14 protein-coding genes and 1 tRNA gene are annotated in these 14,409 nt (G+C 68.2%); 11 read left to right on the plus strand and 4 right to left on the minus strand.

Annotated elements, in window-relative coordinates; all coding sequences use genetic code 11:
* Positions 1-17 precede the first annotated feature (17 nt).
* The 5 genes from GLP40_RS05630 to GLP40_RS05650 are packed head-to-tail and all read left to right on the plus strand — an operon-like array spanning position 18 to position 2,303.
* Positions 18-710 (plus strand): type II secretion system F family protein, encoded by a 693-nt coding sequence (locus tag GLP40_RS05630; RefSeq protein ID WP_328289730.1) that lies wholly within the window; start codon positions 18-20, stop codon positions 708-710.
* The gene (locus GLP40_RS05635) at positions 707-1,306 is read left to right on the plus strand and encodes a type II secretion system F family protein (RefSeq protein ID WP_154786703.1); all 600 of its coding nucleotides are present in this window, start codon (positions 707-709) and stop codon (positions 1,304-1,306) included. The genes GLP40_RS05630 and GLP40_RS05635 overlap by 4 nt, the downstream gene beginning before the upstream one ends.
* A gap of 57 nt (positions 1,307-1,363) precedes the next feature.
* Positions 1,364-1,579, plus strand: coding sequence for a DUF4244 domain-containing protein (locus GLP40_RS05640; protein WP_328289731.1), 216 nt, complete (start codon positions 1,364-1,366; stop codon positions 1,577-1,579).
* An 8-nt stretch (positions 1,580-1,587) separates the two neighbouring features.
* A complete protein-coding gene (locus GLP40_RS05645) occupies positions 1,588-1,929 on the plus strand; it encodes a TadE family type IV pilus minor pilin (protein ID WP_154786704.1) in 342 nt (113 codons plus the stop codon).
* A gap of 5 nt (positions 1,930-1,934) precedes the next feature.
* Positions 1,935-2,303 (plus strand): Rv3654c family TadE-like protein, encoded by a 369-nt coding sequence (locus GLP40_RS05650; RefSeq protein WP_328289775.1) that lies wholly within the window; start codon positions 1,935-1,937, stop codon positions 2,301-2,303.
* A gap of 353 nt (positions 2,304-2,656) precedes the next feature.
* Here the strand turns inward: GLP40_RS05650 and GLP40_RS05655 are convergent, their stop codons facing one another.
* The gene (locus GLP40_RS05655; RefSeq protein ID WP_154786705.1) at positions 2,657-5,053 is read right to left on the minus strand and encodes a DEAD/DEAH box helicase; all 2,397 of its coding nucleotides are present in this window, start codon (positions 5,051-5,053) and stop codon (positions 2,657-2,659) included.
* A gap of 435 nt (positions 5,054-5,488) precedes the next feature.
* On the opposite strand from GLP40_RS05655, the gene GLP40_RS05660 reads away from it, so the two are divergent.
* The 5 genes from GLP40_RS05660 to GLP40_RS05680 all read left to right on the plus strand — a co-directional run bounded on the left by GLP40_RS05660 (position 5,489) and on the right by GLP40_RS05680 (position 10,921).
* Complete coding sequence (locus tag GLP40_RS05660; protein ID WP_033089373.1) at positions 5,489-5,692, plus strand: cold-shock protein; 204 nt, start codon at positions 5,489-5,491, stop codon at positions 5,690-5,692.
* A 316-nt stretch (positions 5,693-6,008) separates the two neighbouring features.
* A complete protein-coding gene (topA, locus tag GLP40_RS05665) occupies positions 6,009-8,885 on the plus strand; it encodes a type I DNA topoisomerase (protein WP_328289776.1) in 2,877 nt (958 codons plus the stop codon).
* A gap of 117 nt (positions 8,886-9,002) precedes the next feature.
* Positions 9,003-9,509, plus strand: a complete 507-nt coding sequence (locus GLP40_RS05670; protein WP_154786706.1) for a DinB family protein — start codon at positions 9,003-9,005, stop codon at positions 9,507-9,509.
* A gap of 42 nt (positions 9,510-9,551) precedes the next feature.
* On the plus strand, positions 9,552-10,766 hold the full coding sequence (locus GLP40_RS05675; RefSeq protein WP_328289732.1) for a DNA polymerase III subunit delta': 1,215 nt from the start codon (positions 9,552-9,554) through the stop codon (positions 10,764-10,766).
* Between the two features lie 82 nt (positions 10,767-10,848).
* Positions 10,849-10,921 (plus strand) — tRNA-Thr (locus GLP40_RS05680).
* 52 nt (positions 10,922-10,973) lie between these two features.
* Here GLP40_RS05680 and GLP40_RS05685 read toward each other — a convergent pair.
* Positions 10,974-12,038 carry an NAD(P)H-dependent amine dehydrogenase family protein gene (locus GLP40_RS05685; RefSeq protein ID WP_154786708.1) on the minus strand — a complete coding sequence of 355 codons (1,065 nt, stop codon included), beginning with the start codon at positions 12,036-12,038 and terminating at the stop codon, positions 10,974-10,976.
* A 23-nt stretch (positions 12,039-12,061) separates the two neighbouring features.
* Positions 12,062-12,850, minus strand: a complete 789-nt coding sequence (locus GLP40_RS05690) for an SDR family oxidoreductase (protein WP_154786709.1) — start codon at positions 12,848-12,850, stop codon at positions 12,062-12,064.
* Between the two features lie 148 nt (positions 12,851-12,998).
* On the opposite strand from GLP40_RS05690, the gene GLP40_RS05695 reads away from it, so the two are divergent.
* Positions 12,999-13,628: a TetR family transcriptional regulator gene (locus tag GLP40_RS05695; RefSeq protein ID WP_196054530.1), complete on the plus strand. Its 630-nt coding sequence runs from the start codon at positions 12,999-13,001 to the stop codon at positions 13,626-13,628.
* 69 nt (positions 13,629-13,697) lie between these two features.
* On the opposite strand, the gene GLP40_RS05700 is transcribed toward GLP40_RS05695, so the two are convergent.
* On the minus strand, positions 13,698-14,321 hold the full coding sequence (locus GLP40_RS05700; RefSeq protein ID WP_154786711.1) for a hypothetical protein: 624 nt from the start codon (positions 14,319-14,321) through the stop codon (positions 13,698-13,700).
* Between the last annotated feature and the right edge of the window lie 88 nt (positions 14,322-14,409).

The following is a 14,409-nucleotide window of genomic DNA, read 5'->3' on the forward strand; positions in this document are numbered from 1 at the left end:
TCGCTTCTCCTGTTCCCGTGCGAAAGTCACTGCCCGGCTGGATGATTCGCGCCGCACCGCTGCTGTTCGCGCCACTGCTGCTGCTCGCCGGTCCGGGTCCGGTGATGGCCGCGGTGCTCGTATCGACCACTCTCGTGGTCCGTCGACGGAAGGCGAGGCGGGGTCGGGAGCGGGCTGCCGGGACAGCGCAGCTGCTCGAAGGCCTGGAGGCGGTCATCGGAGAGCTGCGGATAGGCGCGCATCCGAGCGCCGCGGCGGCGGTGGCGGCCCGGGAGACAGAGGGGGAAGTGGCGCGGGCCTTCGCGGTGAGCGCGGCGAGCAGTCGACTGGGTGGTTCGGGTGCGGAGGGGCTGCGGCGACCCGGCTCAGTGGTGGCGGAGGAGCTGGCGCGGGTGGCCGGGGCCTGGCGGGTGGCGGAGCGGCACGGCCTCGCCCTGGCCGAGCTGCTGGCGGCCGCGCGCCTGGATCTGCTGGGGCGCAAGCGCTTCCGGGATCGCACGGCTGCGGCCTTGGCCGGGGCCCGCGCCACCGCCGCGGTGCTGGCTCTGCTTCCGCTGCTCGGCATCGGCTTGGGACAGATGATGGGCGCGTCCCCGCTGCATGTCCTGTTCCGGTCCGCGATCGGAACAGTGTTGCTGCCCTTGGGATCCGCACTGACCTGCGCCGGGCTGCTGTGGTCCGACGCCATTACCGGCAAGGTACTGCGATGACCCCATCCCTCGCCGCGGTGCTGGCGGCGATCGCGCTGCTCATGCTGCCGGGGCGCGTCGGCGCGGTCCGCCGCCTGCACCGGCTCCGGGATGCGTCGTCCGATAATCCGTTGCCGCAGCCGACGTCTCGGGCCGTTCCGGATCCGCTCGGCGTCGCCTCGGCCCTCGATCTACTCGCAGCCTGCCTGCGCGCCGGGCTGCCCACCGCCTCCGCTGCCGCAGCGGTCGCCACCGAGGCCCCCGAACCGCTGGCGTCGGCACTGCGCCGGGCCGCCGACCTGCTGGCGTTGGGTGCGGATCCCGTGAGCGCATGGGAGCAGGCCATCGCCGGAGCTGCCGACGAGTCGGTGACGGCGCTGGCGCGCATGGCTCGTCGCTCGGCGCGCTCGGGAACCGGACTGGCCACCGCCGTGGGTGAACTGGCGGAGCGCCGGCGCGGCGAGCTCGAAGACGCGGCCGTGGCCCGGTCCGAGCGCGCTGGAGTGCTGATCGGTGGTCCGCTCGGTCTGTGCTTCCTGCCGGCCTTCCTGTGCCTGGGGATCGTCCCGGTGGTGATCGGGCTGGCGGGCCGGGTCCTGGACGGCGGCCTGCTGTGACCGCCGGAGACCGTGCCGGCGCGGAACCGCCGCGCCGGAGTGAGGGAAGGAGCGACCGTGGGAACGACTGTCCGAAACCTGATTCGGGAACTGCGGACGCGGCTGCTGCACGCCGTGACGGCCGAATCCGGTATGAGCACCGCCGAGTACGCGATCGGAACAATCGCGGCGGCGGCCTTCGGGGCGGTGCTGTACACCGTGGTGACCGGCGACAGCATTGTGAACGCCCTGACGACGATCATCGACAAGGCGCTGAAGACTCCCGTCAAGTGACGTATGCCATGCCACATCCTTATGCCGAGGCGGGCATGGCGACCGTGGAGGCGGCCATAGCGCTGGCTTCCCTGGTCGCGGTGCTGGTGTTATGCGTCGGAGCCCTGCTGGCGGTATCGGCGCAGGTGCGCTGTGTCGATGCCGCCCGCGAGGCGGCGCGTCTCGCCGCCCGCGGTGACACCGAGGCGGGGATCGCCACTGCCCGCCGGGTGGCACCGTCCGGTGCGCAGGTCGTCGTACGCACCGAAGGAGACCTGGTGGTAGCCGAGGTCAGTGCCCCTGCGGCCCTGGTTCCGATCACCTTGCATGCGGCGGCCGTGGCGGCGCGGGAACCCGGGGAGGCCGGGTGAGGTTCGTGGTCCGGGATCGCGCGGGAAGCGACAGGGGTGGAGTCACGGTGACCGCGTGCCTCGCGCTGATCGGCGTACTCGCCGTGACGGTCCTGATTGCCCAGGTCGGTGTTGCGGTGACGGCCAAGCATCGGGTTCAGGCGGCCGCGGATCTGAGCGCGCTGGCGGCGGCGGGTGCGCTAGACGGTGGCGCGGCCGCCGGGTGTCACCGGGCCGAGGACATCGCCGGACGAATGGGGGTGAGGTCGACCGGATGCGTGGTGCTGGGATGGGATGTGACAGTCACGGTCGTGGGGCGAATATCGCTGGGGCCGCTCGGGGACCGGGATGTGCGCGCGGCGGCGCGGGCCGGTCCGGCGCAGGAGTCGCGATAGCAAGGCACTATCCGCGTACCGGGCGGTTGGTTAGAAATGCGATGGCGCGGGCCACATTGGTGGTCGATCAATACAGAAATTCAATGAAAGAGATCGGCGAATCGATTGCGTATCGATCGCTTTCCTATTCGTTCGGGAGCCTCATTCGAATGAATACACAGGTAAATCCGCCAGCGGCATTATCGATCAGAGCAATCTATCGGTTAACAGGATTGCATCCCTTTTTATTCGACGTGGGCTCTCGGCGTGTCGCCGCCAACCCTGGGCATCCGGATTCCGCCCGATATCAACCAGTTGACGACGCCGACCGGTTGGTCGGATGGCGCTCCGATGTCGTTGCGGCGACGGCGGCGTCACGGTTCGGAACGGTCGTCGTCACCTTCCCCGAGTTCGGCCAGCACGGCCCGCAAAAGCCGTGCGGCACCGGCCTTGTCCAGCGGGTTGTTGCCGTTCCCGCACTTGGGTGACTGCACGCAGGACGGGCATCCGTTCGCGCATGCGCACGAGTCGATGGCGCCCAGTGTGGCGGTCAACCAGTGCCGCAGCTGGAGGAAACCGCGCTCGGCGAAGCCCGCCCCGCCCGGATGCCCGTCGTAGACGAACACCGTGGGCAGCCCGGTATCGGTGTGCTCGGCGGTCGACACGCCGCCGATATCCCATCGATCGCAGGTCGCCACCAGCGGGAGCATGCCGATCGCCGCGTGTTCGGCCGCGTGCAGGGCGCCCCCGGCCCGTCCCGCGTCGATACCCGCTCGGGCCAGGAGATCCGGGGTGACCGTGTAGAAGACGGCCCGGGTGGGCAGGATCTGCGCCGGCAGGTCCAGCGGCACCATGTCCAGCACCTCGCCGCTGGGCAGTCGGCGCAGGTAGCCGACCACCTGGCGGGTGACCAGCACCTGCGCCAAAGCCGTCGTCACCGAGCCGTAACGGCGTTCCTCGGTCACCGCCTCGATTTCCAGCGAGGTGACCGCCCGCGCGCTGGTGCTCCACCCCGGTGTGTCGGCGTGCACCAGCGCGACGCCCTCCTCCAGATCCAGCTCGTCGACCACATAGCTCTCGCCCTGATGAAGGTGCACCGCGCCGGGATGCAGCGTGGCGGGGGCGCGCCCGGCATCGGTGGTGCCCAGCATGCGGCCCGACTCGCCGTCCACCACGGCCACCGCCGTGCCGATGCCGCCGCGCACGTCCACCGCGTCGTGCGGATGCGCGTCGGCGGTCACGAACCAGCGCGCCGACCCGTCCCGCGCCACGCCCGCGCGCCGCCGGATCAGACCCTGTTCGGCCAGGTCGGACAGCAGTTCCCAGGCTTGGAAGGCATGCACCTCGGTATCGCTGAGCGGCTGTTCCAGGGCCGCGCACAGCAGGTGTGGCCCGAGCACGTAGGGGTTGTGCGGGTCGGTGATGGTGGCCTCGAGCGGCCGCCCGAGCAGCGCCTCCGGATGGTGCACGAGGTAGGTGTCCAGCGGATCGTCCCGCGCGATGAGCAGCACCAACGATCCCTGCGTGCGTCGCCCGGCGCGCCCGGCCTGCTGCCAGAACGAGGCCACCGTCCCCGGATATCCCGCCACCACAACGGCATCCAGCCCCGCGATGTCCACGCCCAGCTCCAGGGCGTTCGTGGTGGCCGCGCCCAGCAGCGAGCCCTCCGACAGCGCCGCCTCCAGCGCCCTCCGGTCCTCGGCCAGATACCCGGCCCGATAGGCCGCGACACGCCCGGGCAGCTCGGTATTCACGTCCGCCAGCAGCCGCCGCGTGTCCATGGCGACCAGCTCGGCGCCGCGTCGCGACCGCACGAAGGTCAGCGTGCGGGCGCCCTGGACCACGAGATCCGCCATGACGGTAGCGGCCTCGGCCCCGGCCGAACGCCGCACGGCCGCACCGTTTTCCCCGGTCACGCCGCCGCCGAGGAGCGGCGGCTCCCATAGCGCCACGGTCCGCGCGCCCTGTGGCGACCCGTCGTCGGTGACCGCGATGCACGGCGCGCCGATCAGCTTTTCGGCGGTGGCGGCCGGTTCGGCCGTGGTCGCCGAGCACAGCACGAACACCGGATCCGCCCCGTACCGCTCGGCGAGTCGCCGTAGCCGTCGCAGTACCAGCGCCACGTGTGAGCCGAAAACACCGCGGTAGACATGACATTCGTCGACCACGACGTATTTGAGCTGCCGCAGCAGCCGTGCCCAGCGCTGATGCGACCGCAGCATTCCGACGTGCAGCATGTCCGGGTTGGTGAACACCCACCGTGCGTGCGCCCGCACCCACTGCCGGATCTCCGCCGGCGTGTCGCCGTCATAGGGCGCGGGATAAATATTGCGCAGCGGGTCCTCGCTGGTCAGCTCGTTGACCGTGCGCAGCTGATCGGCCCCGAGCGCCTTGGTCGGCGACAGATACAGCGCCGTGGCCCGCGGATCCGCTTGCAGCGCAGTCAAAACCGGCAGCTGATATGCCAGCGACTTCCCCGACGCCGTCCCCGTCGACACCACCACGTGCCGCCCCGCCGCGGCCAGGTCCGCGGCCCGGCTCTGGTGGCTCCAGGGCTCTGTGATTCCGGCCGCCTGAACTGCGGCGATGACATCCGGAGATGTCCATTCGGGCCATTTCGTGACCTGCGCCGCGCGGGGCGGTAGCTCGCTGACATGGGTGAGGCGGGAATCACCTGAAATAGGGCTGTTTAGGACACGATTCAGCAACGATCTCCCGTAGCGGATGTCGCTGTTGTCTCCGGATCGCCGCGCCGGATCTCCGCCATTCATCGAAGCGTCACCGCGACACGCCCAAGGGGTGCGAAACGTGTGTGCGCTTGGTGCTCTACCTGCCATTTCACTACCGAGTAGCGACCCGGCTCACACCCGGTTTGCCAGATGCTCGCTCTGTTATCTGGAAGCAAACCAACTTCAAGTACGGATTTGGGCATTATGCCCCTCACCTGCGCATTCGCAAGATCAAGTTTTTTGCAAATTGTGGGTAACTTCGCTGTTGAATTGCCGGAAGACATGGTTCACTGGTTCCTGGTCGCAAGCTTCTGTGTTCGAGGGAACGGATCGAAAGTCCAAACCATCAGCAGGATCGATGTTGCGAACGGTGTACTGGGTGCTTTCCTGCAGGGGGAACAGAGTACAGCGGTCGGAACGGACCCGGTGGACGAACCTCGTTGTCCGCCGTTCCGGTATGGAAAGAGAAGGAACAGAATGGCACAGGGAACTGTGAAGTGGTTCAACGCGGAGAAGGGGTTCGGCTTCATCGCGCCCGAGGACGGCTCCGCTGACGTCTTCGTCCACTACTCCGAGATCCAGGGCACGGGCTTCCGTACCCTCGAGGAGAACCAGAAGGTCGAGTTCGAGGTTGGCCAGGGCACCAAGGGCCCGCAGGCCACCGGTGTTCGGGCGCTCTGAGCGAGCCCTCCCGAAGGTATCCGTCCCCCACCGCCCATGGCGGTGGGGGACGACCCATATCTTGACCCATTACACTCGATCACGATCAGGGGCTACATCGTCGCCGCGCACGAGCCGCGGCCTTCGAACACGGTATAAACGTTGCTGGCAGCGATATCGGACATCGCAGCCGTTTGCCCCAGCCGCGTATAGCGCGTAACACCAGCGCCGACGCGGATCGAGACGAAAGGTGTGTTCGCCGGTGGCAACACGAGACCGCGGTGCAGCGCCGAACTCCCAGGCAGCGCCCGACCAGGGCCGTTCCCTGCGTCGTCTCGTGATTGTCGAGTCGCCGACGAAGGCCAAGAAGATCGCCCCTTACCTGGGCCGCGGCTATGTCGTGGAGGCGTCGGTCGGCCATATTCGGGACCTGCCGCGCGGCGCGGCGGATGTGCCCGCCAAATACAAAGGACAGCAGTGGGCCAGGCTCGGCGTGGATGTCGATCACGATTTCGAGCCCATCTATGTGGTCAGCCCCGATAAGAAGGGGAAGGTCAGCGAGCTGAAGACCCTGCTGGCCGACGCCGACGAGCTCTACCTCGCCACCGACCCCGACCGCGAGGGCGAGGCCATCGCCTGGCACCTGCTGGAAACGCTCAAGCCCAAGGTGCCGGTGCGGCGCATGGTGTTCCATGAGATCACCGAGCCCGCCATCCAGGCCGCCGCGGCCGATACCCGTGAGCTGGACAAGGACCTGGTCGATGCGCAGGAGACGCGGCGCATCCTGGACCGGCTCTACGGCTACGAGGTGTCGCCGGTGCTGTGGAAGAAGGTCATGCCGCGGCTGTCGGCGGGCCGGGTGCAGTCGGTCGCGACGCGCGTCATCGTGCAGCGGGAGCGGGAGCGCATGGCGTTCCGGTCCGCGGAGTACTGGGATATCGCGGCGAAGCTGGATGCCGGCGGTGAGGAGAACGGCGGGAATCCGCGGATTTTCGGTGCACGGCTGGTCAGCGTCGAGGGTGCTCGTGTCGCGACCGGTCGGGATTTCGGATCCGATGGCCAGCTGAAATCGCAGGGTGTTGTCGTACTGGATTCCGGATATGCGCAGCGGCTGGCGGAATCGCTGCACGGGGTGGATCTCACGGTTACCTCGGTGGAATCCAAGCCGTACACGCGAAAGCCGTACGCACCGTTCATGACCTCGACGCTGCAGCAGGAGGCGGGACGCAAGCTGCGTTTCACCTCCGAGCGCACCATGCGGGTGGCGCAGCGGTTGTACGAGAACGGCTACATCACTTATATGCGTACCGACTCCACGACCCTGTCGGAGTCGGCGATTCGCGCGGCGCGGGCGCAGGCCACGCAGTTGTACGGCGCGGAATATGTGAGCCCCACGCCACGGCAGTACAACCGCAAGGTCAAGAATGCGCAGGAGGCGCACGAGGCCATTCGTCCCGCGGGTGACACCTTCGCCACGCCGGGACAGTTGCATTCCAAGCTCGATGGCGACGAATTCCGTTTGTACGAGCTGATCTGGCAGCGCACGGTGGCCTCGCAGATGGCCGACGCCCGCGGCACCACGCTGACGGTGCGCATTACCGGTATCGCGAATACCGGTGAGGAATGTGTGTTCTCGGCATCGGGCCGGACCATCACCTTCGCGGGCTTTCTCAAGGCGTATGTGGAGAGTGTCGACGAGGAGGCGGGCGGCCAGTCCGATGACGCCGAATCGCGGCTGCCGGCGCTGACCGAGGGCCAGGGCGTGACGGCCATCGAACTGGCGCCGGATGGGCACACCACCAATCCGCCCGCGCGATTCACCGAAGCCTCGCTCATCAAGGCACTGGAAGACCTCGGCATCGGCCGTCCTTCCACCTACTCCTCGATCATCAAGACGATCCTCGACCGGGGATACGTGTACAAGCGCGGCAGTGCGCTGGTGCCATCGTGGGTGGCTTTCGCGGTGATCGGGCTGCTGGAGGACCACTTCGGGCGGCTGGTGGACTTCGACTTCACCGCGGCCATGGAGGACGACCTCGATGCCATCGCCGGTGGCCGCGAGCAGCGCGGAAACTGGCTGTCCTCCTTCTATTTCGGCGGCGATCACGGCGCCGAGGGTTCAGTGGCGCGATCGGGCGGCCTGAAAAGAATGGTGGGCGAACGGCTCGACGATATCGACGCGCGAGAAGTCAACTCCATCAAGCTGTTCAGCGATGCCGATGGTCGCGATGTGGTGGTGCGGGTCGGCAAGTTCGGGCCGTACCTGGAGCGCATGGTCGCCAATCCCGATGATCCGGAAGGCAATCCGGTATCGCAGCGTGCCAACCTGCCCGACGATCTGCCGCCGGATGAGCTGACCCCAGAGGTCGCGGAGAAGCTGTTCGCGACGCCGCAGGAGGGCCGCTCGCTGGGCATCGATCCGGCGACCGGACACGAAATCGTCGCCAAGGAAGGGCGTTTCGGGCCATACGTCACCGAGGTGCTGCCGGAGCCGGTGGAAGAGGTGGACACCGGCGCGAAGAAGACCACGAAGAAGGCGGCCGACAAGCCGAAGCCGCGCACGGGCTCGCTGTTCAAGTCCATGAGCGTGGAGTCGGTGACGCTCGAGGAGGCGCTGAGGCTGCTGTCGCTGCCGCGTGTGGTGGGTGTGGACCCCACCTCCGGGGACGAGATCACCGCGCAGAACGGGCGGTACGGGCCGTACCTGAAGAAGGGCACGGATTCGCGCTCGCTCGCCGACGAGGAGCAGATCTTCACGGTGTCGCTCGAGGACGCGCTCAAGATCTACGCCGAGCCCAAGCGGCGCGGCGGGCAGTCGGCGAGCGCGCCGCCGCTGCGCGAGCTGGGTGTGGACCCGGTGTCGGAGAAGCCGATGGTGATCAAGGATGGGCGGTTCGGCCCGTATGTCACCGACGGTGAGACCAATGCCAGCCTGCGCAAGGGTGACGAGGTCGAGTCCATCACCGATGCGCGGGCCTCGGAACTGCTGGCGGATCGGCGGGCGCGCGGGCCGGTGAAGAAGGCCGCGAAGAAGACGGCCAAGAAGGCCGCCGCGAAGAAGACCGCGGTGGCCAAGACCGTGGTCAAGAAGGCGGCCGCGAAGAAGGCGGCGGCAAAGACGGCCGACGGCGTCACGACCAAGAAGGCCGCGGCGAAGAAGACCCCGGTCAAGAAGACGGCGGCCAAGAAGTCCACCGCGTCGGCACAGTCCTGATCGACGCACGTGGAGCGCTCCCGCCGCGGCGGGAGCGCTCCACGTTTCAGGCAGTGTTCGTGTCGGTGCCCTGCCGTAGCGTGTAATCCGGAACACGCACCAGCGGAAGGACATTCGATGACCGTCGATCACGAGCGTGAAGAATTGATCAAGATCCTCGACAGCCAGCGCGAGCTCTTCCGGATCACCGTCCGCGGTATCGACGACGAGCAGGCGCGCCAGCGCACCACGGTCAGTGAACTCACCCTCGGCGGTCTGCTCAATCACGCCGTGAATGTCGAGCGGCACTGGACCACCATCCTCGTCGAGCGCGATCCGAACTCCGAATTCGATGTCTCCCGAATGGATTCGGAGTACCGGCTGGACCCCGAGCAGACGGTCGCGGGGCTGCTGGCCGAGTGGGAGACGGTGGCCGAGCACACCACCAAGCTGATCCGCGAGCTACCCAACCTGGAGGATTCGGTGCCGACACCGACCGCGCCGTGGGCGCCGGAGCGGCAGTGGCTGACCGTGCGCTACATCCTGCTGCACATCCTGCGGGAGATCGCGCACCACTCGGGGCACGCGGACATCATTCGCGAGGCTTTGGACGGCGCGAACACGACCTATCAGCGCGCGAACTGACTCTCGGCCGGGCTGTCGCGCCCGGCGGCTAAGGTGGTCGGCGTGGCGGGTGTCTTCGATCGGCTGGTCGGCCAGGGTGCGGTCGAGTCCGAGCTGACGGCTGCGGCGGTGGCGGCGCGGGGTGGGGCCGGGTCGTCGTCGGCCATGACGCATTCGTGGTTGTTCACCGGGCCGCCCGGATCGGGGCGGTCGGTGGCGGCGCTGTGCTTCGCGGCGGCCTTGCAGTGCACGGCCGAGGGGACGCCCGGGTGCGGGCGGTGTCACGCGTGCACGACCACCATGGCCGGGACGCACGGCGACGTGCGACGCGTGGTGCCGGAGGGGTTGAGCATCGGCACCAAGGAGATGCGTGAGATCGTGCAGGTGGCGTCGCGGCGACCCAGCACCGGGCGTTGGCAGGTGGTCGTGGTCGAGGACGCCGACCGGTTGACCGAGGCTGCGGGCAATGTGCTGCTCAAGGTGGTGGAGGAGCCGCCGGAACGGACCGTATTCCTGCTGTGCGCGCCCTCGGTGGATCCCGAGGATATCTCGGTGACGCTGCGATCGCGGTGCCGGCACGTGCACTTGGCGACGCCGTCGGTGGATTCCATTGCCCGGGTGCTGCATGAACGTGATGGGCTGGACCAGAAGACCGCGGGGTGGGCGGCTTCGATCAGCGGCGGACATGTCGGCCGGGCCCGGCGGCTGGCCACCGACGATCAGGCCCGGGCCCGGCGCAAGCGAGCGCTGGCACTGGTCGCGGCGACGGCACGGCCCGCGGCGGCCTACGCGGCCGCCGACGAATTGGTGAAGTCGGCCGATGACGAAGCCAAGCAGGTCAGCGCCGAGCGCGATGAAAAAGAACGCGAGGAACTGGCCACCGCGCTGGGCGCGGGCGGTACCGGTAAGGGCACCGCCTCGGCCACCCGTGGTTCCGCTGGTGCGCTGAAAGATCTGGAGAAACGCCAGAAGTCGCGAGCCACCCGCACCGGACGCGACGCCCTGGACCGGGCCTTGATCGATGTCGCGGGCCTGTACCGGGACGCGCTCGCGGTCCGCTTCGGCGCGGCCACCACGGATTCGTCGTCGGGTGTCCCCCTCACTCACCCGGATATGGCCGACCAGATCCGCGAACTCGCGAGCGACGTTCGCCCCGAAGGCCTGCTGCTCTCCATCCAAGCGGTCCTCGACTGCCGCGAGGCCCTCGAGACCAATGTGAAGCCCCGCTTCGCCCTGGCCGCCATGGTCGCGGCCCTGATGGCGGCCCGTTCCGCCTGACCACGGCGTGTCCCCGGTCACCGCGAGCTCCCGTTTTCGCGATTCGGGCGCGAGACGATAGACTCGCACCGCCGGAAGGCACGCCGCCTTAGCTCAGTCGGTAGAGCGCTTCACTCGTAATGAAAAGGTCGGGGGTTCGATTCCCCCAGGCGGCTCAAAGGGAAAGGTGAGGACCGTTGACGGTCCTCACCTTTTGTCGTCGCTGGATCAGGAGACCAGGCCGCGGCCGGTGGTCAGGGGGAGATCCATGGCGGTCAGGAGGCCGGGGCGGGATTGGACCACCGCGGGGATGGCGCTGACCAGGCGGGCGGCCGTGCCGACGACGCCGGCTTCGGCATGGTCGCCGTTGCTGTAGAGCTGGAGGTCGAGGAGGTAGTCGGGTTCGCCCTTGACTTCCACTCGGTAGCAACCCTTTCCGGCCGGTTGGGGCCAGTCGGGGGCCAGGTCGGGGTGCAGGCGGGTGACGTGTTCGAGGGTGAGGACCTCGCGGCCCGCGCTGATGCCGTGAACTTGGAAGCGCAGAGCCGCCGCGGTGCCCTCGGCGATGGTCCGGCTGCCGACGGTGAGCGGTCCGGGCGCCGGGAGTCGCTCGAAATGCTGTGTCACGGAGTCGAGCTCGATGTCGAGGGCCGCGGCCAGCTGGCGGATGACGCTGCCCCAGGCCAGGGTGAGGACGCCGGGCTGGAGCAGTAGCGGCAGGTCGTCGAGGGCGCTGCCGAAGCCCATGATGTCGAACAGGACCTTCGGATTGTCGTAGGTCGAGTAGTCCATGATCTCCGAGCAGACGATGGCGTCGATGCGCTCGGAGCCGCTGGACAGCAGCAGCGGCAGCCAATCATTGGCCCAGCCGGGGTCGATGCCGTTGACCCACAGGGAGGCTCCGCCCTCTTCGGCCGCCTCCACGATCGGGGCGATGGCCTCATCGGGGAGGGTGCCGTAGGGGTACTGCAGGAAGACGGGGCTGGAGGAGACGACATTGATGCCGGCGCGGAGGAATGTCTTCAGATCCTCCACCGCCTCCATCAGGCGGTCGTCGGCCATAGCGGTGTGGACGATGCAGTCGGGCTTCAGGGCCAGCAGCGCCTGGGCGTCCTGGGTTGCGGTGACGCCGATCTCGCGATCGAGACCGGCAAGCTCGCCCGCGTCCTTGCCCTCTTTCGCGGCGCTGGAAACCCAGACGCCGACCAGATCGAGCTCGGGGCGGGCGATGATGGAGCGCAGGGCGCGGCGGCCGACATTGCCGGTGCTCCACTGGACTACGCGGTATTTCATGGAAACTCCTGCGGCGTGGTGGATTACAGGTCGGGGATGGGCAGGTCCAGGTTGGGTGCGACGATGCCGCCGTCCACCTCGAGCACCTTGCCGGTGATGTAGCCGCCCGCGCGGGAGCTCAGATAGACGATGGCGGCGGCGATCTCCCAGGGCTCGCCGAGCCGGTGCAGGGGAGTGGCGTCCTCCATCTGCTTCTTCATCTCCGGTTGCTGCGCAACGACTTCCAGTGCGGAGGTGAGCACCGAGCCGACCGCGATGGCGTTCACCCGGATGCGCGGGGACAGATCGGCGGCGGCCAGCCGGGTCCAGTGCGCGAGGGCCGCCTTGGCGGTGCCGTAGGCGAGAAAGCCGCGGCCGGGAGAGCGGCCCATCATCGAGGAGATATTGACGACCGAGCCGCCGTCGTTCTTCAGCATGTGCGGCACCGCGGCCCGGGTGAGGACGTGTGCGGTGGAGACATTGAAGCGGAATGCCTCTTCGAGGAATTCGGGGGTGGTGGTGAGGAAGGTGTTCGGCATGGTGCCGCCGACATTGTTGACCACGATGTCGATGCGGCCGAGTTCGGCGGCGGCGGTCTCGGCCAGAGCGGTGACGGCGGAGAGGTCCGACAGGTCCGCCGGGACGGTGATGGCGCGGCGGCCCAGCGCGTGGATCTTGCCCGCCACCTCGTCGAGCTGGGCGGAGGTGCGGGCCGAGATGGCTACGTCCGCGCCTGCCTCGGCGAGGGCGAGCGCGGTGGCTGCGCCGATGCCGCGGCCCGCGCCGGTCACGACGGCGACGCGGCCGTCCAGTCGGAAGGTGTCCAGGATCATCGCGAATTCAGTCCTTCTGGGGTGATGGTAGTCACAAGCAGCTTTAAGCATTATTTCTTAACCGTCAAGGATTAGTTCTTTATCCGCTGGTGAGTGACTACAGTGCACACTGTGGCAAGGAGGAGCGGGTAGCGGTGACGGAGTGCGGGTGGCAGTGACGGACGCGCGCGAGCGCATCATTCTCGCGGCCGAACAGTTGATAGCCGAGCGCGGTCAGGCGGTGCCACTGCGCGATATCGCCGCGGCGGCGGGCCAGCGGAACAATTCGGCGATCCAGTACCACTTCGGCTCTCGCGACGGGCTCATCGAGGCTGTGGTCGAACACCGGCTGGCCACCCTGGAAGTGCGACGGCTGGAACTGCTGGCCGAACAGGCGGCCGCCGGCGCGACGAGCGTGCACGACCTGTTGGAGGCGCTGGTCATTCCGATGCTCGAACTCGGCGAACGGTACGGAATCAACCATTACGCACGGTTTCTCGAACAGATCCACACCCATAGGGCCGTCACCGACGCCGCCAATCTGGAATCCGAACGCCGCACCTCGGTGCGGGTGATCATGCAGCAGCTCGAACGGGAACTCACCGAGCTGCCGAAACGCTTGCGGCTGCGGCGGTTGCGCGCGCTGCCGACGGTGCTCTTCGCACTGCTCGCCGATCATGAGCGGGCTGTGGAGGCAGGGCGGGTGACCGCGGGGGATACGGTGGCGTGGGGAGAAATCGTGGACATGCTCGCGGGTGTACTCATCGCGCCGGCCGTGGAGCGCGCGCCGGTTCGCTGATGCCGGAACGCGCAGGGCCCGCGCCGGATCGAATCCGGAACGGGCCCTGCGACGAGCGAACGCGGTGGACTACCGCTGGTGGTAACCGCCCTGCTGCGGATAGCCCTGCTGCTGGTAGCCGCCCGACGGAGGCGGGTACCCCTGCGGCGCATATGGATTCGAGGGCCGGCCGTAACCCGGCTGGTTCGGTGCGGGGTGATCCTGCTGTGGCGCCGGATTGTTCGGCGCGGACGGGTAACCTTGAGGTGCGGGCGTGAAGCCCGGGACCATACCCGGTGTGATGCCGGAATGGCTTTGGGACGGAACGGTATTCGCTGCGGGCGGATAGGACAGCGGCGCCGCGTAGCCCGGCGCGGCGGGACCGCTCGGCGGCGGCAGGTAGTCGGGCCCGGGTGCACCCGCCGGCGGCGGGAAGGAGGCACTCGGGGCCGGGTAGGCCTGGCCAGGGCTGTTCGCCTGGTCGTAGGGGCTCGGCGCCGGCGTATAGGCGGGCGCGGCGGCCGGTGCGTTCTCCCGCTTCTTCCTGAGGGCGGCATAGACGCCGACGCCCACGAGAACGATGGCGAGCAGACCGACGAGGCCGAAGGCGTGATCGACGAGGCGGACGCCGACCCTGATGACGATGATCATCAGTATGGCGCCGACCACGGCCACCGCGCCGCGTGCCTTGCCGCCACCTTGCTGCTGTGACATGAGTGAATTCCCCCGAACTCGAAAACGATTGCCGGGGCAGCATACCCAAGCGCACAGGACTTCTCCCGGGGTGCGAAGTCCGATGCGA

Origin of the sequence: Nocardia aurantiaca (genome assembly GCF_009708175.1) — a bacterium.
Classification (GTDB): Bacteria; Actinomycetota; Actinomycetes; order Mycobacteriales; family Mycobacteriaceae; genus Nocardia; species Nocardia aurantiaca.